The sequence below is a fragment of the Desulfospira joergensenii DSM 10085 genome (genome assembly GCF_000420085.1).
In the GTDB taxonomy this organism is placed as follows: domain Bacteria; phylum Desulfobacterota; class Desulfobacteria; order Desulfobacterales; family Desulfobacteraceae; genus Desulfospira; species Desulfospira joergensenii.
In genome coordinates this window covers 670,419-688,365 of record NZ_ATUG01000002.1, presented here as the reverse complement: position 1 = coordinate 688,365, position 17,947 = coordinate 670,419, and the positions used below count along the sequence as shown (strand labels likewise).

Below are 17,947 nucleotides of genomic sequence, written 5' to 3'. Positions count from 1 at the left end.
GATCATTCCCCCACCAGCATGATGACAAGTTCCAGGGGACCGTGGACCCCGATGGTCAGCACCCGTTCAATATCTGCCGTCCGGCTGGGCCCGGTAATAAAGGCCGTATAGGCAGTGTCCCGGGCCATCATGGCCTGGAGATCCTCAACCATGGACAGGGCAGACTCCCTGAGATCGGACACCCTGAGAATTGCAACATGGATTTCACTCAGCATGGACGCCAGACGGATATCCTCGGTCTGGGAGTTCAATACCAGGGTCCCGGTTTCGGCAATACCGAAATCCACCAGGGTCAGCCCCACGTCGATTCCGGCCGGATAATCTCTTATATCCTTCCGGATCAATAGGATGCCGTCCGCTTCCCGGCAGGCGCTCTCAAGCCCGGCAAATGCCTGGTCGTCCAGGTTGGGAGCGGCCAGGACCCGGGTTTCTTTGATTTCATCCAGGGGCTTTGCTGTCTCCATCTGGGGGTCCAGGGGCTGTTTGGACCGGCAGATATCAATGGTCTGTTCAAAGGCAGAACCCAGACTGTCCACTCGGACAACACGGGCAGATACCAGAGAGGCCTTTTCGATAAATGTTTCGATCCTCTGTTTATCCGTCATGGTCGAATCCCTCCTGTACTGCCCTTATCAGATAAACGCCCTCCTATCAAGATCCGAAAAAGATTCCCGGCAGCCAGGTCACCAGACCGGGGAAAAAGCAGAGCAGTGCGATACTCAATACCTGGAGCAGAACAAAGGGGAGAATCCCCTTATAGATGTGCATCATGGTATACCCCTCCGGGGCCACGCCTTTAAAATAAAACAGGGCGTATCCAAAGGGCGGGGTTAAAAAGGAGGTCTGCAGGTTCACACACATGAGAAGGGAAAACCATAAAGGGTCAAAATCCAGTTCCATGGCGATGGGCATGAAGATCGGCACCGTGACCAGGAGGATGGCGGCCCAGTCGATGAACATGCCCATGATGAAGACGATGAACATCATGATCCCCAGGATGAGCCACCGGTCCATGCCTGAACCGATAAGAAGGTCGGCCACCACGTCTCCTCCGCCCATACTCAGGAATACCGTGGAGAAAAACTTGCCCCCGATAAAGAGCATCATGACCATGGATGTGGTTTTCAGGGTGGCATAGGCAGACTCCCTGAGCACGGTCCAATTGAGCTTTTTATTGAAAAACGCCAGGATCATGGCGCCGAATGCACCCAGACCTGCGGCTTCGGTTGGGGTGGCGACCCCGGCCAGGATGGTACCCATGACGGCCAGGATCAGGACCAGGGGCGGCAGCAGGGATTTCAAGGTCATGGTCCATTTCTGGGCTGCGGTATAGGTTAAAGCCTCTTCCTTGGAGATGGGGGGACCGAGCTGGGGGTTGATGTTGCACCGGATAAAGATATAGAGAAAATAAAGCCCGGCCAGGACCAGGCCCGGAAAAATGGCGCCGGCAAACAGGTTCCCCACGGAGGTTTCCTTCATTCCGGTCAGTCCTCCGTAGACCACCATCATGATGGAGGGCGGGATCAGAATCCCCAGGGTGCCCGAGGCGCAGATAATGCCCGAGGTCAGTTCTTTTTGATATCCCTTGTTGATCAGGGCCGGGGTCGCCAGAAGACCCATGGCCACGACGGAGGCCCCGATGATGCCCGTGGTGGCGGCAAATACCGTACAGACCACCACAACGGCAAGCCCCAGCCCTCCTTTGATGCCCCCCAGAACCACGTAGAGGGACTCAAACAGGGCATCGGAGACCTTGGACCGGTCCAGAAGCTGGGCCATGAGGATAAACAAGGGGATGGCCACCAGGGTATAGTTGTTCATCAGACCCCAGGCATTGTTGACAAACATATCAAAAAGCATGGGAACGGAAAATCCGTTGTCGATCAGGCCGAACAGGGTGGCCACGGCCGCCAGGGTATAGGCCAGGGGATGCCCCAGGGTGATGGCCAGGATAAGGGTGGCGAACATGGCCACGGTCATGAATTCGAGACTCATGGGGAAATCTTCCTTTATTTCTTTAGTGCGTTAATGTCTTTTAAAAGATTGGCAATGCCCTGGAGAAGCAGGAAAAAAAAGCACAGGGCCATGAGGCTTTTCAAGGGCCAGATGGGCGGTGCCCAGGAGGTGGGGTTCACCTCCAGCCCCGTAAAGGACACATAGGCGAATTTCATGGACAAGAGGGTCATACAAATCATCACAGGCAGGAACATCACCAGGTTGGTCAGGATACGGATAAAGACCTGGATCTTTTCAGGGGCCAGGGCCGTGAAGATATCCACCTTGACATGGCCGTCGTGGACGTCGGTGTAGGAGAGCCCAAACATGTAATGGAGCCCGTAGATGAATGCCGTGGCCTCAAATCCCCAGGTGGTGGGGGCGTTGAACACGTACCTCATGAACACTTCATATACCACGATGATCAGCAGAGGGTATATAAGAAAAGAGGCCAGATCTCCCTGTTTCCGGGTGATCTTTTCCAGGCCGTTTGAGAGTGATTCCAACATCTTGGTTTCCTTAAATTAAGGTCCGGGTCAATCCTGTCCCGAACCGGTTTAAAATGTCACTTAAAATTTTGGCCGACAGCCTGTTATATTGGGATGAGTTGGCTGCCGGCCGCACTTTTGTCCTAGATGGTTTTCAGACTTTATTCAAAGGTCTGACCGCTGATATAGGTCTCATAGGGCCAGGGAGCGACTCCGCCCCGGGCCTTTCTCCAGTCTGCATAATCTTCGATAAATGCTTCCTGGGAATCGAGAACCTTTTTCACATCCGGGAATTTGGCTTTAACAGAATCCAGGTACTCCTTGGTGGTCTTCCTGAACTGAATCTTGGTGTCTTCGTCCATCATGACAAATTCCACTTTTTCCTTGAACAGGCGGATGGCCTTGGCGTTCAGGGCATTGATCCAGTTGTAGCTCCACAGCTGGGTTTCCTTGGCACAGATATCTATGATCCATTTGAGATCATCAGGCAGTTTTTCATAGGCCTCTTTATTAAAGATAACGTCGCATTGGAATGCCGGCTGGTGGACACCCGGTTGAATGGCATATTTGGTAATTTCATCAAATCCCATGGGATAGTTGATGGCCGGTGTCGAATATTCAGCCGCATCGATGACGCCCCGCTCAAGGGCCAGGTAGACCTCACCGCCGGGAAGGGGCGAAACAGAGGCGCCCAGGTTGTTCATAATATCCATGTACCATCCCGGAGTTCTCAGCCTCATGCCTTTGAAGTCTTCCATTTTGGAGGCTCTCTTATTGGAAAAAAGACCCATTTCCTGTCCGGTCTGTCCTGCAGGCAAAGCAAAAATACCGAATTTGCCATACAGCTCCTGGAGCATTTCAAGTCCGCCTTTTTCATAGAGCCAGATATTGTATCCTTCGGCATCCAGGCCAAAGGGAACCGAGGCAAAGGCCACGAAAGCTTCGTTTTTCCCCTTCCAGTACAGAGGGGACCCATGGGCCATTTGGGCAGATCCCTGGGAAACCGCATCAAAAGTCTGGTTGGCCGGTACCAGCTCACCGGCGGAAAAGGGCTTGATGTCCAGACGGCCGGCAGAGGCCAGGCGGACACTATCGGCAAAATGGGTGGCAATATCGTAAAACAGAAGGCCCTTGGACCAGGGCATGACCATCTTCCATCTGATCTTTTCCGTGGATGTCTTGAACTTTACCCGCTTGGCGGTCTTATGACGGGGATCTTCTCCGAATTTCTCCCGCTTGCCTGCATAGGCGTTGCCGAAGATAAAAAAGAATGCCATCAGGCAGGTCATGACCAGGGTTAATTTTTTCTTCATTTTTTTCCTCCATCCTCCATTAAGTCCAAAAAGACAAACTTATTAAAATTAAACATAATCTTTGCTTACAGCATCCAACCGATGGTACGGGAACTCCTTTTTCCCTCCTTTCCCGGGCCCTTTCTGATTGTGCCACCCAGTAAACCAATTCTTAAAAACCAAAGACAAACACTCAAATTTACAAATGGTATCACCAATAGTAAATTCAGGCTATATTGTTTGTCAAGAAAAAATTAAATTTATTTGTATTTCATCAAAAAGTCTGTTATAAAATCATTTATTGTGCAAATTCGGATAGTTCTGGTTTTTATGAATCGTATACCCATACAAGGTAATACCATAACATGACTACTTGAAAATGCTACATGATCCGAAAAATAACAATTGGTAATACCACATACATACGAGGGCGTTTATGATCGACCAGTCATTTATCAAGCAGTTGGCCGGAATTGTCGGGCCGGAACATGTATTCACTCAAAAAGAGGATATGCTGACCTATTCCTATGATGCGGCTGTCCTGGATTCCCGGATGCCCGGCGGGGCTGTCATGCCCGGAAACACGGAGGAGCTCGGGGAAATTGTAGCCCTGTGCAACGGGGCCGGGGTTCCCATTACGGTCCGGGGTTCCGGCACCAACCTTTCCGGAGGCACCATTCCGGAATCCGACGGAATCGTCCTGCTGACCGGCCGGCTGAACCAGATCCTTGAAATCAACGAGGCAGATATGTATGCCGTGGTCCGGCCCGGGGTTGTCACGGCGGCCCTGGCCGCAGAAGTCGAGAAAAAAGGTCTTTTTTACCCGCCCGACCCAGGCTCCATGGCCGTATCCACCCTGGGAGGCAATGTTGCGGAAAACGCCGGGGGGCTCCGGGGGCTGAAGTACGGGGTCACCAAAGACTATGTCATGGGACTCCATTTTTTCGATGCCCTGGGAAATTATGTCAAAACCGGATCCAGGACAGTCAAATGTGCCACTGGGTATAATATCACCGGACTCATGGTCGGCTCTGAAGGCACCCTCGGGGTGCTGGACCAGATCACACTGAAACTGATCCCGGCTCCCGTAGCCCGGCAGTCCATGGTGGCGGTCTACGACACCATTGAAAAAGCCTCTGAAACCGTGGCCGCCATTATTGCCGCCCATATCCTGCCGGCCACCCTGGAGATTCTGGACAACTTCACCATCCGGGCCGTGGAGGATTACTCCAAGGCAGGGCTCCCAATGGATGCCGATGCCCTGATCCTCATCGAAGTGGACGGACACCCGGCCGTGGTGGCCGAAGAGGGTGAAAAAGTCCAGGCCCTGTGCAGACAATTCGGAGCCCAAAGCGTTACCCTGGCCAAGACCGATGAAGAACGGGACAAAATCTGGGCGGCCCGCCGGTCTGCCCTGTCCGCCCTGGCCCAGGTCAAACCCACCCTGGTCCTGGAGGACGCCACCGTACCCAGAAGCAAAATTCCGGACATGGTCAGATCCCTCCAGGCCATTGCCAAAAAATACAAAATCGATATCGGCACCTTCGGCCATGCCGGTGACGGCAATCTTCATCCCACCATCCTCACGGACCGGAGGGACCAGGAGGAGTTCCACCGGGTGGAACAGGCCATTGAAGAGATCTTTGACAAGGCCATCGATCTGGGCGGAACCCTGTCCGGAGAGCACGGCACCGGCATTGCCAAGGCACCCTTTCTGGAAAAAGAAGCCGGATACTCTTCCATTTTGTTCTCACGTCGGTTAAGAAAGGCCCTGGACCCGAATAATATCCTCAACCCGGGCAAAATTACGGGAGTATCTGAATAATGGCAAAAATGAAGGAACTGGCTTCCCTTGTCAGGGAATTGGAAGAGCAGATGGTTACCTGCATGCGCTGCGGCATGTGCCAGTCTGTCTGCCCCCTGTTTGAGCAGACCCGCAGGGAATCCGACGTGGCCCGGGGGAAACTGGCCCTGCTCAACGGGCTCATGGAGAACGTTTTCTCGGATCCCGACGGGGTCAACGAAAGGCTGAACCGGTGTCTACTCTGCGGATCATGCGCTGCCAACTGCCCCTCCGGGGTCAATGTCCTTGAAATTTTCATCAAGGCCAGGGCCATTCTGGCAGAGTACAAGGGGCTTTCTCCTGCCAAACGGATCATTTTCAAAAAGATGCTGGCCAACCCCGGCACCTTTGACACCCTGGTGGGATGGGCCGGGAAATTCCAGGGATTATTTACCAGGGATGATGCCAATGCCCAGGGAACCTCCTGCGCCCGACTGGTATCTCCTCTTCTGAACAACCGCCATTTCATACCCGTGGCCTCAACCCCCTTCCACAAATTCCTGCCGGAAAAGGGCCTGGAGCAAAAAGGGAACGGCCCCAGGGTTGCCCTGTTCACCGGCTGCCTCATCGACAAGATCTTTCCCAATATCGGTCATTCCGTAATCCGGATATTCAAACACCATGACCTGGGCCTGACCATTCCCCCGGGACAGGGATGCTGCGGCATACCGGCCCTGGCCTCCGGTGACCGGGAGACCTTTTCCCGGCTGGTGGATCACAACCTGGCCCTGTTCCAGGAGGGAAATTTTGATTTCCTGGTCACGGCCTGTGCCACATGCACCTCCACCATCAAAAAACTCTGGCCGGCCGTATACAAAGATCCCTCCAGCGGCACCCGAAAAAGGCTTGAGGTTCTGGCCCAAAAAACCCTGGACATCAACCAGTTCCTGGCATCCCAGCTTGGCCTGGATTCTGCCCCTCCCGGATCCGGAGAAGGGGAGACGGTCACCTACCACGACCCCTGCCATTTAAAAAAGTCCCTGGGCGTAGCTGCCCAGCCCAGACAGCTCATCCGGGCCGCCGGAAAAAATCTGGTTGAAATGCAGGGATCTGACAAATGCTGCGGCATGGGCGGCAGCTTCAATGTCTACCACTATGACCTGTCCTCGGCCATCGGCAGGCTCAAACAGAAGAATATTGCAGATACGGGATGCACCACCATATCCACGGGATGTCCGGCCTGTATGATGCAGATATCCGATATGCTTGCCAAGGCAAAATCAAAGATCAAAGTCAGGCACCCGGTGGAATTATATGCTGAATCCATCGATAACAATTCATGATTTTCATTGATATCGTATGACCATACCCATCAAACGAATAAAACCCAAACGGATATCCGACCAGGTCTTTGACCAGATCCGGGAGCTCATTTACAGGGGAACCCTCAAACCCGGGGAAAAACTGATGACCGAGAGGGAGCTGTCCCAGGCAACGGGTGTCAGCCGGACCACAGTCAGGGACGCCATCCAGAGGCTGGCAGCCGTGGGCCTGGTCGTCCAGAAGCAGGGCAAGGGAACCTATATCAGAAAGATTGACGGCAATTTTGAAAATCCCTTTGCCCAGGCAATAGAAGCCCAGAATCCCTCGCTTAAAGATCTCCTGGAAGTGCGCATGGGCCTGGAGTGCAATGCCACGGCCATGGCGGCCAAAAGAGCGGACGAATCCGATATCAAGGCCCTGGATCAGTCCATTGACGAGATGCGCATGGAAATCGAATCCGGACGTCTGGGGACTCAGGCGGATACGGCCTTTCACATGGCCATTGCCTATGCCGCGAAAAATCCCCTCCATATCCTGATCATGCGCAATTTCCATAATTATCTCTTCCACAACATCCGGGAGAACCTGTCCTGTCTATATAAAGACCCCGGGAATATAAAAGAAATTTTTAAGCAGCATATGGATATCCTGACTTCCATCAAGGCAAGAAAGTCCAAAAAAGCCTACATGGCCATGCACAGACATATCCAATATTTAATGGATTATTTTGAACCGAATCCGGAAGATCTTTAATTAAAAAGCCTTATGGGCTTCCATTTTTCCGGCCAGAATTTTCCTGGACATCTTTTCATCGTCCACGATTAGGATTTTCAAAATTCAGCCCCTGCTTTCCCCTTATTTATCAGCCCTTTTCAAGCCCTGTCCCGTTCTTCCGCAAGAAGCGTCCCGGGTTGCGGTCAATCGGTCTCAATGATCGGAATATCTTCCATGATATCCTCCGGCTCCCCGGGCACATAGGGCATCATGACGGACTGGGAGGTCTTCCCGTCCACCAGGATCCGGATGGGCTCCTTAAAGTGAATATGCTTTAAATAGGTGGTCTCGGTATCACATTCCCGGCATTTAAAAAAATCATAGTCGATAAAATCCTCCCCCTTATCCGAAACCGTAATATAGCTGATGCCCAGGGAGGTGATGTTCTGGAAAAAATGGGATCCCTGGGACGGATCCGCCTTGATGCTCTCAATGGTGGTCTCCACCATCACCCCCACGTTGGAAATATCGTTCCAGACAACGGGAATACCCAGCCACCGGTCGGATGATCCCCACCTTCCCGGGCCCACAAGGACGTATTTCCGGTTGTTCAACTTGGCATTGATCTTATTGATCTCGCCCGTAATCTGGACGGTCTTTCCCGGGTCAAATGTTTCCGGATCCACATAGACCAGGTCATGGATATCCTTGTATTCTCCGTTGCCCAGGGACCGGGTGGAGTAACAGAATGCCTTTTTTATATCTTCCTTGGTGATTTTGACTCCCAGATTCTGTTTATACCGTCCCATGGGCCTGATCTGGAGCAGGGAAAACTCGGGCTTCTCCCCTGTATCCTCCCCTCCGGGTCGGATGGGAAGGTTCACGGCAAACTCCACCTCCACGGAAGAGCCCATCCACTTGCTCCCCATCCGGGTGACTTCCGCCAGGATCTCGGCCAGGGGAAAAGACCTGTATTTGAGGATATTGGCAAAGGTCAGAACAGGAAATCCCTTATCGGAAAATCCGTCCCGGATCCGATTGTCCTGGGGGTAAAAGGTGGAGCAGAGATGACGAACCGCAGGATGTTCCCTGGCGTCCATGATCTCCAGCTTTGCCAGTGTCGGGTCTTCAAAGGTCTTTAACAAAAACTGATCCGGCTCGGGAAATTCATCGGTTTTTAAGGCGTAAAAATATTTTTGCGAGTTTTCCAGGATATCTTCCACCATGGAAAACTGGGGCAGGAACTGGGGATGTTCAGGGCAGAACCGCAGGGTCTGTCCCCCTTCCATGACGATCTTGCCCAAACCCAGGGCAATATAGGAAATCCCGCCTTCTGCCTTGAGATGACCGATGGGATAAAAATTATAGGACTGGGCCACCCCTGAAATGGAGGGATAAAAATAATCCTTGTACTTGATTCCGGTAAGCTGCTGGAGGATGACGGCCATCTCCTCGTCCTCTGTCCGGTGCATGGTGCTTTTGGCATAGGACCTGGGCGCCTTTAAATAGGTGGAGGCGTAGACCAGCTTTATGGCCATGATCAGGCGGTCCAAACGTCGTTCCAGACTGGGATCGGAATTGGGCAGCATATAGGTCTTGTAGAGACCGGCAAAGGGCTGGTAATGGGCATCCTCAAAAAGGGAGGAAGAACGGACCGCAATGGGGTACCGGACATTTTCCAGGTAGACACCCAGTTTCTGCCGGAGCAGGTCCGGAAAATCGGCCCGGGCAAACGCCTGGATCACATCTTCATCTTCCGGTTCTTTGCCTGTTTCCAGAAGCCGGGAAAGGTTGTTTTTTTCTATAAACGCTTTGAACCCTTCCGTGGAAATGACAAAGGTCTGGGGAATACGGATATCCACATCCGGAAACCTGCGGCTCAGGGAGTCATCCCTTTTGATCTGCCAGGCCATGAAGGCCAGCCCCCGGGCCTTTCCGCCCAGGGAGCCGGTCCCGATTTTCATGAAATCCGTGTCCGGATCAAACTTTTTGGAATCAAAATCAATGACATGGCCCTGGCGGGTGCCCCTGCGTCTGGTCCGGAGACTGTCCACAAGAAAGCGTTTCAGGGCATTGGGATCGGAAAAATCGTCTATGGAGTAAGTTTTCAGACTCAGGGCAAAATCAATTTCACTCCGGGCCATGAGCCACCTGGAAAAATCATTGTTCCTTGCGTGCCGGACAATGGCTTCGTCGGGAATCTCCATGATGATCTTTTCAATGGCCCGAAGATCACTGGCCCGGGCGATCTCCTCCCCGTTGGGCATCCTGAAGATAAAGGCCCCGAACCCCAGGCTTCCCGCAAAAAAACTCTTGATCTGATCGTTGAGGTTGCTTGACGTTTTATTGATGAAAACCGCCGGAATCTGGTCTGCCTTTTCCCGGGCCCGTTCCTCGGTACTGAGAACAAGAACGGGCAAGTCTGAAACCTCGGACTTGATTTTTTTCAGCAGTTTATAACCGGCAGAGTCATCCTCCCGGCCATTCCTGGGATAACGCATATCCGAAAGTACGGAAAGCACATAGGGCTTATACTTTTCATAGAGCGCCATGGCCTCTTCATAGGTATGGGCCACCAGGATCTTGGGCCGGCCCCTCATCTTCAACAGCCGGTGTTCTTCGTTGATGGACTCTTCGATCACGGACTGGGTCTGGAGCACGATCTGTTTGTAGAGGACGGGCAGAAGAGAGGAATAATGGTAGGGGGAATCCTCCACCATGATGATCACCCTGACTTGGGCCTTGCTTGTGTCAAACCCCACATTCATCTCATCTTCAAAATTCTTGATAATGGCCAGGAGCAGGTCGGCGTTCCCCCCCCATATATAGGTCCGAGCAATGGCCGTGCCCGTGTCGGCACAGATATAATGGTCCACGTCGCAGGTATCATGGAGCAGCATGAAAAAGGGCAGGCTTTCATATTTTTCCCTGACCTGTTCGGCAAAGGTGTAGACATCAATGCCGTCCAGGCTGGGCATGGCCATGATAAGGTCGAACTTTTTTGCATCCAGGTATTCAAAGGCCTCGGCTGCGGAAGAAGCCCAGGTCAGGCGGGGGGGCTTGGACAGGTTGAGCCCCTTGTATTCGGTGATGATCCTGTTGGAAAGCCGGCCTTCCTCTTCCATGATAAAGGCGTCATAGGGGCAGGAAACCAGAAGGATATCCCCCACTTTGGAGGCCATAAGTTCATGGTAGATCTTGATGGACGGAGACTGGGGCCGGTTTTGGAGATCTTCCATGCTTTACCCTCATCAATATAAGATTCATTCCAGCCTTGCAAAATCAAATGCGTCAGTCAAGGCCCATCTTTTTTTCGACTTCAGCGATTTCCGCCAGGATTTTATCCCTTTCCTCGGAGGTGATCTCCTTTTGGGCCAGCCTTGTTCTCAGCCCCAGGAGGATCATCTCCTCCCGGTACTCGTTGCAGGTATATGGATTTGCAGAATTTTTTCCCATTTGATTCAAGATCCGGTTCAATAGAGTTCATACTTCACGAGTTTTCCGTCGAGTCCCCCGATTTTCAGGGGTCTTTTCCAGGACGGGGCCAGGGGCATTTTCTTGATGAACCTGGGTTCCCCGAAATAGACATAGGCCTGGCTGCCCCGGCAGCGTTCCCGCAGGAACATGCCGAATTTCTGATAAAAAAGGTTCATGTCCTGTCCCTTGCCCATCCGGATGCCGTAGGGGGGATTGGTAAGGATCAGGCTGTTTTCAATGGCCGGGATTTCCTGGAAGTCCTTTACCTGGATTTCCACCCTGCCGCCGTGGTGAAGCCCCATGAGATTGGTTCTGGCCGCATGAACCGAATGTTCCGAGATATCGCTGCCCATCAGAAGATTCTCAGGAAGGGCAAGGATGGCCTCCCGGGCTTCGGCTTTCACCCTTTCCCAGAGGTCCGGATCAAAATCCGGGAGCCGTTCAAACCCGAACCCGGTTCTGAATACCTGGGCCGGCACCCGGCAATAGCTCATCAGGGCTTCGCAGAGAAGGGTTCCGGAGCCGCACATGGGGTCGTAGAGCGGAAGGGACCCGTCCCAGCCGCTGAGCCGGACAATGGCGGCGGCCACGGTTTCCTGCATGGGAGCGGCCACGGTCTCCTCCCGGTATCCCCGCTTGTGCAGAGGCCCGCCCGAGGCGTCAATGGACAGGGTGGCCACATCCCTGTGAATATGGAGATTTATCATGATATAAGGATCATGGGCATCCACGCTGGGTCTTTTATTGGTCCTGTCCCGGAAATAATCGGCAATGGCATCCTTTACCCTCAGCCCTGCGAAATTGGAATGGGTGATGCTGGATTCGGAAACATTGGCATTGATGGAAAAGGTGGTTTTCAGGGTCAGAAACTCTTCCCAGTGAATTTTTTTGGCCGCCTTGTAAAGATCATCCTTGTCCCGGCAGGGGAAGGTTGCCAAGGGGGCCAGAACCCGGGATACCAGTCTTGAGCCATACACGATCCTGTAAAAATCGGCCTTTGAAGCCTTAAACCAGACCCCCCTGAAAACCGGTTTCAGATCCTGTCCGTTCAGATTCTTAAGCTCTTCCAGAACCAGGTCCTTGACGCTCTCGGCTGCCTGGACAAAATAAAGGGATTCTTTTTCATATAAATACTCAAGTTTGGCAAGCTTTCTTGTCCTGCCCCTGCCCTTTTCCAGGATGCTCTTTCTGGCGATGTTCAAATTTGTATCCTTTGAAAAATTGATATTCAAGAAAAGCCATTATATCAGGATTCTGTAATTTTTAAACCAATAAAGATCAAGATCCCCCCTTGCCAATGCCATACCGGTGTATACATTCATTATAAGATATTATAAAATCCGGACACCTCCGAACAATTGATGCACGGGGTTCCGGATATGAATTCCGCTTCACAGGGATCTTGTGTTGCAAATTTTAATCCCTTAAGGAGTCCGCCATGGAAAATTCCTCTGAAAAACGCCAATATGAAAGACATGCCTCCAGGACGGTTCTGGATCTGTACCGGCATGATAATCAGGACCTGGCATTCCCGGCCCGGCTGAACAATTACAGCAGGGGAGGTATGTGCCTGGAAACCAGCGAAGAGATGGATGTGGGCCAGCACGTTTACATTAAAATCAGAAATTACGATCCCAGGTCCGGCGGCTTTGAAAAGTACGATAAGTACACCGGCTATGTCAGATGGTCCGACGAGCTGGGCACCTCCTATCCAGGGGGACAATACGGGTACGGGATAGAGTATTCAGAGGCAGTCACCTACTAGCCTCCCGATTCTATCCGGGTGCCGATCCCGAAAAGATCTGCAATATTGGCCCCGGGATCGAGCACAGGCTCCAGGCCCTTTTTCGGGCAGGTCATGAGGGTGGAGATCCCCGGGCCGTGGCCGGCCAGGCGGCAGTCGGAATGGACCACGATGCCGATGCTCACCGCCCCCTTTACATAGGCCCGGCCAAAGGAGTTGTCATGGTCCATGAGGGCCACGATATCTCCGAATCTCATCCTGTCCAGGCCGTATTTTTTTACCGTTCCCGGATCCGAAGTCATGACATCATAGTCCCCGGCGCCCACATGGGCCCTTCCCACGCCGGATCCCATGCAGGGGGCCGGCACCATGGTGGTGACGGGAACCTGTAACACTCCTTTTTTTCCCACAACGACCTTCATCTTTTCCAGCAGATCCGGGGAGAGGTTGAAAAGCTTGATATCCGGATAGTCCATAAGCTCAAGCCCCTGGCCCATGGCCCGGACCAGGATATTGTCATCATAGCTCATCACAGCCTTTATCTTCCGGGCAAAATCCACGATAATATGTTCGGATCCCCCGTGGTGGCCAATCACCGTACCGGTTTTTCCCTTGGCCTCCCCGGATACGATCCTGGCTTCATTGCCCACACAGGACAGGATCTGGAGGGAATTATTGGGAAAATCATTGGGCTTGTCCGCATTGGCCGTACAGGATACCCCGGGTTCGATATGGTCCCCGGCCAGGCCGAATGCCGGGTCCCCCACCTGGACGTTCAGGGTAATCCCCCCGATGCCGGGCAGAAGAAAGGGTTTTCCCAGGTGGTCCACCTTCCACCCCGGCCCCACCCTTGGCGGTCCGGGTTTGCAGGGAAGAAGCATTTCAACGATTTTGTCCTTATTGGTCTTGAGCATGATTTTCTCCTCCTAGGGTTCAAGCCTCATTAAAAAGGGAAGGGCCAGAAAACCGATCCCCGCGCTAACGGTAAACATACTCTCCATTCCTGCCAGATCTCCGATGCCGCCCACCAGGACCACAGCAAAGGAGCGGGCGGCAAAAGAGGCCATCATGAACAGGCCGTTGGCCGCCGAGGGATTGTGACCGGCGTTCTCCTGGATAATGGCCAGCATCACCGGGGTGGTGGACAATACGGAGAATCCCGTGATCAAAAGCATGAGAATCTTGATGAACCCGCCGGTAAAAACAAAGAGCAGAATGGCAGCCGGCGCCGTGATCAGAGCCCAGAACAGCACCCGCCTTCTGCCCAGCCGGTCCGACAGGGTGCCGGCGGACAACACCCCGGCCACCCCCAGGGTCTCGTAGAGGGCAAGGGCGGCGCCCCCGTACCAGAGACTGCCGGTCTCCCGCTCGATAAATACGGTAAGAAACATGCCCATGGAGGCGTGCATGAATGCCCTTGCCACCAGAATCCCGCAAAGGGGATTGAACACATGGCGGATTTCCCTGTAGGTATTTTTCAGGGAGCCCTTCCGTTTCACCACGGTTTTCTCCTCCTCCCTTTCCAGGGAAAACCAGAGCAGGATGGAGGTAAGCAGGGCAAAAACGACGACATAGTGGAAATTATCCAGGCCCAACAAGGAGACCGCCCCTACGGCAAATATGGGACCAAGGGCCCGGGCCGATTCTCCTCCGGTCATGAAAAAGCTCATGCCCCGCCCTTTCCGGATTCCCGAATACCCGGCCACCAGGACCGGGGCAGGAACATGGTACAGGGCAACGGAAATACCGGTAAAAAAAACCAGGACCAGGAGCATTCCATAGGAAGGGACCAGTCCCAGAAAAGACATGGGCAGAGCCGTCAGGGTCGGAGCCAGGATCACCAGCCACCTTGCCAGGCCCCGATTATCGGCAAACAGGCCGATAAAGGGATTCAAAAGGGCCGGGATCTGCATGACCGTTGACAAAAGTCCGGCCTGGCTCAGGGTCAGGGACAGCTTTTCAATGATCAAGGGCAAAAGAGGGGATAAAAAACTGGTGTAGACATCATGGACAAAATGGGACAGGGAGATGAGCAATACCCTGGGGGTATCAAATGTTTGAGTTTTCATAGCCATGCAAGATACTCCACTATTGGGCAAAAAGAAAAGAAAAATCTAGAGGGAAATCAAATTCCCATTTGATTGGAAATCCGGGATTGGTAAGAAAAAGAGTCCAGTGCCGGGTTGAAATCACTTGGTTCCTCAAATCTTTGACTGACGCAATAAAAATTCCGAATACTTATTATGGGTTTAAAAAACGAATGGGGAAGCCATAAGGGGTTTTTACCTGCGGATTTTTTTCTTGATGTCGAGTATGGGCGTTCCTTCATTCCTCTTCCCCTTACCGGTCATCCAGAGCTTTCTTGAGGTCGCAGTTTTCATCGGCAAAACAGACAATGGCCCTCTCCAGCCGCGGGTAGTCCGGATTAAAGGTTCCCCTTCTCCAATAATCATAGTTCAGCTCTTTTTTCGCTTCTTTAGAGGCAATATCTTTTTCTCCGAAAATGGTCATGGCCGAACCTTTCTGGCAGTTGTCAAAATCTTCAGTATCCGATTTTTCTTCATAGGATTTGCAATTATGATAATGGCCCCCCACACCATAATGGGGATCTGCAGGGCTCATGGAAAGCGCGGTATGGGCGTAGTTGGCGAATCGATATCCTGTTCCTCTAAAATCCCGGTCCACCGGACCGAGTTGGATTTCCTTGATATCACTGCAGGGGGGATCAATGTTTTTTTCCCCATGACGGGAGGCATACCAGATCAGGGACCGCCTTTGGGAGGTTGTCCGATTGCAGAAAAACTGCCGGGCGGCGGCAGCATCGATTGTTTCATCGTCGGCGCTGACGGCCATCAACACTGGAACTTCTACAGTATATCGGCTCTTTATGATATCACGGGTGAGCAAATAGAATTCAGCACCTGCATTGACGGAGAAGGATTCGTATCGTGCAGCATCTCTTTCCTCGAATGTGCTGAGCCAGTCTTTCACCCAACGCAGGTAAGGACTGAGAAAGGCGGCCCGATCCTTGGCCTTGACCGCCGTAGAGAGCAGGATCAGTCCTTTTATTTTGGTGCTTTTGCTCCCATCCTGCAATTGCCGGATCGCAAGTGCCGTGCCGGTGGAAAAACCCACCAGGTAGAGATCTGAAATGGACTCCATCTTCTCGAAGCTGCGGACACCATAGTCGGTAATGGCCATCCAGTCTTCATGCTTCATCTTCAGGGAGTCCCCTGCAACCGTGCCGTGGCCCGGCAGCAGGACTGCCCGGATAACCCCGCAGGGATAGGCTTTATGCAGAGATGCCGCAATACTGCGCATGAGATAGGGGGAATCGGTAAGGCCATGAATGAGAAGAAATCCCTTGCCTTTGCCAAGGCCGCCGTTTTGGCATGTATCGCCTTGTTCCGAAAGGATTTCAAAGGGGGCCCTCATTTTTGCTGCCTGGGCAGCGGAATATCCACCGAGATAGGGGCTTTTGCCGTTGGGGAATCGGCGTGCGGCAAGGATCTCTTCTATATTTTTCCTGCTCTCTTCAATATACCGGCCAAAAGGCTGATTTTGATCAGAGGGAACGCCGGCGGCTCTGCCTGTCTCCTGTAACCATGGATCTTTCGAAGCACATGCGGCAAGCAATAAAAAGAGCAATAAAAGAACAAATATCCTTTTTATTTTGAATCTGAGCATCTTGTTCACCTCTGAATGATAAAAGGTTTCGAGAGACTGAATCCCGGCCGGTCTTCATGGAGATGTGGGAGGAAACCGACTGTCTTTCCGGCCGGGAGAATCCTATTGTGACCATAGGATAGAAAGAGGCTTTTTGTCAAGAAAAGCATGATAAATCATTATACGCCCAGGGGCTGCAAAAGCCTTTCCTTTATCTGCGTTTCCACCAGGGGCAGGTTTTCCCTGCCCGGATTTTCACAGAACATGGCCGTAAGATCCCCGGCATACTGACGTGCGGTTTGAAATCCTTCCTGCCTTGCCTCTTCTATCCCCTCCCAATCCCGGTCCGATGCAAATCTTTCAACGGCCGGGCGGAGCCGGGGAAAGAGAGGACGGAAAAGGCCGTCCTGGAAGGCCGCATACAATCCGAGCCGGGTGATGTTTTTCGTTGCGATTATATCTTTAAGCGTGCCCTGGGGTCCGGTATCGGCCAGAAGATCCTTTACCGTCCTGGCCAGGAGTTCCACCGGAGTCCGGGGAAATTCAGAAACGATCTCCCTGAAGACCTGATGATCAAACACCCGGTCTCTTATTTCCCCGATCTCATGATGGATATAGGTCTGCTCCTGGACGGACAGGATGGACTGGAAATGGAGTTTCCGGCTTTCGATTCCGAAATCAGGCAGGCCGCAGTGCCTTAGGCCCAAACGGAGAAATCGCTGGCCGGATTTCTTGAGGTAAACCATCTGGTCCCATAAAAAGAGTCCGGCAGCATCCCTGCGGATCAGAATGGCGCCATCCTGGTTCAATGCAGGGATGGTGAGAAGATCCCGGACCAGCTCCCGGCCCAGGAGAATGACGGGGGTGCCGTCCAAATCATAGATTTTCTCTATCCCGGCTAAAAAGAATGTGGGCTTCAGAGAATGGGCATATCCTGCCCCGTAAAAAAGGTGAAAAGGGGACAGGGCCTGATTTATTGAATGGGTATCAAAGGGATCATATTCTCTGCCCAGTAAGGGCAGGGGCTTAAAGTCCAGTTCTTCGGTCTTTTCCCATAACTGCTCCTTGAGGTCGATCCAGTTCAGAAGCTCTTCAGGATCATTTTCCTCCCAGGGCTTGAGGCCCTTTTCCCATTTGCTGAGATCCCTGAGGCGCAGGGCCATGCCGCAGATGGAAAAAATCCCGGATCCTGCCGCATCTGAGATGTCGCAATTGTCCTGAATGGTCTCTATGAATTCTCCCAATTTTTTGTTTTCAATCATGATTTTCGCCACCATTTCAAGCATTCAAATTTCACCGAAAATGTAAAGACGGAGATTAAAGTATAATCATTTGTCCTGGAAAGTAAATTCAAAGGCCTGTCCCGGTCCGGCAATGATCTATTGACAATCCCACTGAATCTGGTAGATAAAATTGAGGCTCTGCAATTCATCCTGAGTCATACCAACCCTTGAGCAGGGCGAAA

15 protein-coding genes are annotated in these 17,947 nt (G+C 52.4%); 4 read left to right on the top strand and 11 right to left on the bottom strand.

Annotation, left to right across the window (positions count from 1 at the left end; all coding sequences use genetic code 11):
- Positions 1-2: 2 nt before the first annotated feature.
- From F608_RS0115520 to F608_RS0115505, 4 genes are all read right to left on the bottom strand, one after another.
- Positions 3-605 carry a LutC/YkgG family protein gene (locus F608_RS0115520; RefSeq protein ID WP_022666571.1) on the bottom strand — a complete coding sequence of 201 codons (603 nt, stop codon included), beginning with the start codon at positions 603-605 and terminating at the stop codon, positions 3-5.
- 46 nt (positions 606-651) lie between these two features.
- Positions 652-1,995: a TRAP transporter large permease gene (locus F608_RS0115515; RefSeq protein WP_022666570.1), complete on the bottom strand. Its 1,344-nt coding sequence runs from the start codon at positions 1,993-1,995 to the stop codon at positions 652-654.
- Positions 1,996-2,009: 14 nt separating this feature from the next.
- Positions 2,010-2,504 carry a TRAP transporter small permease subunit gene (locus F608_RS0115510; protein ID WP_022666569.1) on the bottom strand — a complete coding sequence of 165 codons (495 nt, stop codon included), beginning with the start codon at positions 2,502-2,504 and terminating at the stop codon, positions 2,010-2,012.
- Between the two features lie 140 nt (positions 2,505-2,644).
- Complete coding sequence (locus F608_RS0115505; protein WP_022666568.1) at positions 2,645-3,796, bottom strand: TRAP transporter substrate-binding protein; 1,152 nt, start codon at positions 3,794-3,796, stop codon at positions 2,645-2,647.
- A gap of 415 nt (positions 3,797-4,211) precedes the next feature.
- On the opposite strand from F608_RS0115505, the gene F608_RS0115500 reads away from it, so the two are divergent.
- Genes F608_RS0115500 through F608_RS0115490 form a run of 3 tightly spaced genes read left to right on the top strand, consistent with a single transcriptional unit; the run spans position 4,212 to position 7,634 of the window.
- A complete protein-coding gene (locus F608_RS0115500) occupies positions 4,212-5,600 on the top strand; it encodes an FAD-linked oxidase C-terminal domain-containing protein (protein ID WP_022666567.1) in 1,389 nt (462 codons plus the stop codon).
- The gene (locus tag F608_RS0115495) at positions 5,600-6,901 is read left to right on the top strand and encodes a (Fe-S)-binding protein (RefSeq protein WP_022666566.1); all 1,302 of its coding nucleotides are present in this window, start codon (positions 5,600-5,602) and stop codon (positions 6,899-6,901) included. The genes F608_RS0115500 and F608_RS0115495 overlap by 1 nt, the downstream gene beginning before the upstream one ends.
- Positions 6,902-6,917: 16 nt before the next feature.
- On the top strand, positions 6,918-7,634 hold the full coding sequence (locus F608_RS0115490) for a FadR/GntR family transcriptional regulator (protein WP_022666565.1): 717 nt from the start codon (positions 6,918-6,920) through the stop codon (positions 7,632-7,634).
- A 164-nt stretch (positions 7,635-7,798) separates the two neighbouring features.
- Here the strand turns inward: F608_RS0115490 and F608_RS0115480 are convergent, their stop codons facing one another.
- From F608_RS0115480 to F608_RS0115470, 3 genes are read right to left on the bottom strand one after another with little or no spacing between them, the layout of a single operon-like run.
- Positions 7,799-10,834, bottom strand: coding sequence for a PEP/pyruvate-binding domain-containing protein (locus F608_RS0115480; RefSeq protein ID WP_022666564.1), 3,036 nt, complete (start codon positions 10,832-10,834; stop codon positions 7,799-7,801).
- Positions 10,835-10,886: 52 nt separating this feature from the next.
- Entirely contained in the window at positions 10,887-11,051 is a 165-nt protein-coding gene (locus F608_RS36575) for a hypothetical protein (protein ID WP_167332204.1), read from the bottom strand.
- Between the two features lie 17 nt (positions 11,052-11,068).
- Entirely contained in the window at positions 11,069-12,274 is a 1,206-nt protein-coding gene (locus tag F608_RS0115470) for a THUMP domain-containing class I SAM-dependent RNA methyltransferase (RefSeq protein WP_022666562.1), read from the bottom strand.
- Between the two features lie 236 nt (positions 12,275-12,510).
- On the opposite strand from F608_RS0115470, the gene F608_RS0115465 reads away from it, so the two are divergent.
- On the top strand, positions 12,511-12,837 hold the full coding sequence (locus tag F608_RS0115465; RefSeq protein WP_022666561.1) for a PilZ domain-containing protein: 327 nt from the start codon (positions 12,511-12,513) through the stop codon (positions 12,835-12,837).
- Here the strand turns inward: F608_RS0115465 and F608_RS0115460 are convergent.
- From F608_RS0115460 to F608_RS0115440, 4 genes are all read right to left on the bottom strand, one after another.
- Positions 12,834-13,730 (bottom strand): DUF4438 domain-containing protein, encoded by an 897-nt coding sequence (locus F608_RS0115460; RefSeq protein ID WP_022666560.1) that lies wholly within the window; start codon positions 13,728-13,730, stop codon positions 12,834-12,836. The two genes, F608_RS0115465 and F608_RS0115460, sit on opposite strands and share 4 nt — an antisense overlap.
- Positions 13,731-13,742: 12 nt before the next feature.
- Positions 13,743-14,885, bottom strand: coding sequence for an MFS transporter (locus F608_RS0115455; protein ID WP_022666559.1), 1,143 nt, complete (start codon positions 14,883-14,885; stop codon positions 13,743-13,745).
- Between the two features lie 271 nt (positions 14,886-15,156).
- Positions 15,157-16,503 (bottom strand): alpha/beta hydrolase, encoded by a 1,347-nt coding sequence (locus F608_RS0115445; protein WP_022666557.1) that lies wholly within the window; start codon positions 16,501-16,503, stop codon positions 15,157-15,159.
- Between the two features lie 158 nt (positions 16,504-16,661).
- Positions 16,662-17,744 (bottom strand): Sfum_1244 family protein, encoded by a 1,083-nt coding sequence (locus F608_RS0115440; RefSeq protein WP_153307515.1) that lies wholly within the window; start codon positions 17,742-17,744, stop codon positions 16,662-16,664.
- Positions 17,745-17,947 lie beyond the last annotated feature (203 nt).

Coding starts and splice junctions, on each gene's coding strand:
- F608_RS0115520 (WP_022666571.1), bottom strand. CDS start 605: ATGACGGATAAACAGAGGATCGAAACATTTATCGAAAAGGCCTCTCTG.
- F608_RS0115515 (WP_022666570.1), bottom strand. CDS start 1,995: ATGAGTCTCGAATTCATGACCGTGGCCATGTTCGCCACCCTTATCCTG.
- F608_RS0115510 (WP_022666569.1), bottom strand. CDS start 2,504: ATGTTGGAATCACTCTCAAACGGCCTGGAAAAGATCACCCGGAAACAG.
- F608_RS0115505 (WP_022666568.1), bottom strand. CDS start 3,796: ATGAAGAAAAAATTAACCCTGGTCATGACCTGCCTGATGGCATTCTTT.
- F608_RS0115500 (WP_022666567.1), top strand. CDS start 4,212: ATGATCGACCAGTCATTTATCAAGCAGTTGGCCGGAATTGTCGGGCCG.
- F608_RS0115495 (WP_022666566.1), top strand. CDS start 5,600: ATGGCAAAAATGAAGGAACTGGCTTCCCTTGTCAGGGAATTGGAAGAG.
- F608_RS0115490 (WP_022666565.1), top strand. CDS start 6,918: ATGACCATACCCATCAAACGAATAAAACCCAAACGGATATCCGACCAG.
- F608_RS0115480 (WP_022666564.1), bottom strand. CDS start 10,834: ATGGAAGATCTCCAAAACCGGCCCCAGTCTCCGTCCATCAAGATCTAC.
- F608_RS36575 (WP_167332204.1), bottom strand. CDS start 11,051: ATGGGAAAAAATTCTGCAAATCCATATACCTGCAACGAGTACCGGGAG.
- F608_RS0115465 (WP_022666561.1), top strand. CDS start 12,511: ATGGAAAATTCCTCTGAAAAACGCCAATATGAAAGACATGCCTCCAGG.
- F608_RS0115460 (WP_022666560.1), bottom strand. CDS start 13,730: ATGCTCAAGACCAATAAGGACAAAATCGTTGAAATGCTTCTTCCCTGC.
- F608_RS0115455 (WP_022666559.1), bottom strand. CDS start 14,885: ATGAAAACTCAAACATTTGATACCCCCAGGGTATTGCTCATCTCCCTG.
- F608_RS0115445 (WP_022666557.1), bottom strand. CDS start 16,503: ATGCTCAGATTCAAAATAAAAAGGATATTTGTTCTTTTATTGCTCTTT.
- F608_RS0115440 (WP_153307515.1), bottom strand. CDS start 17,744: ATGATTGAAAACAAAAAATTGGGAGAATTCATAGAGACCATTCAGGAC.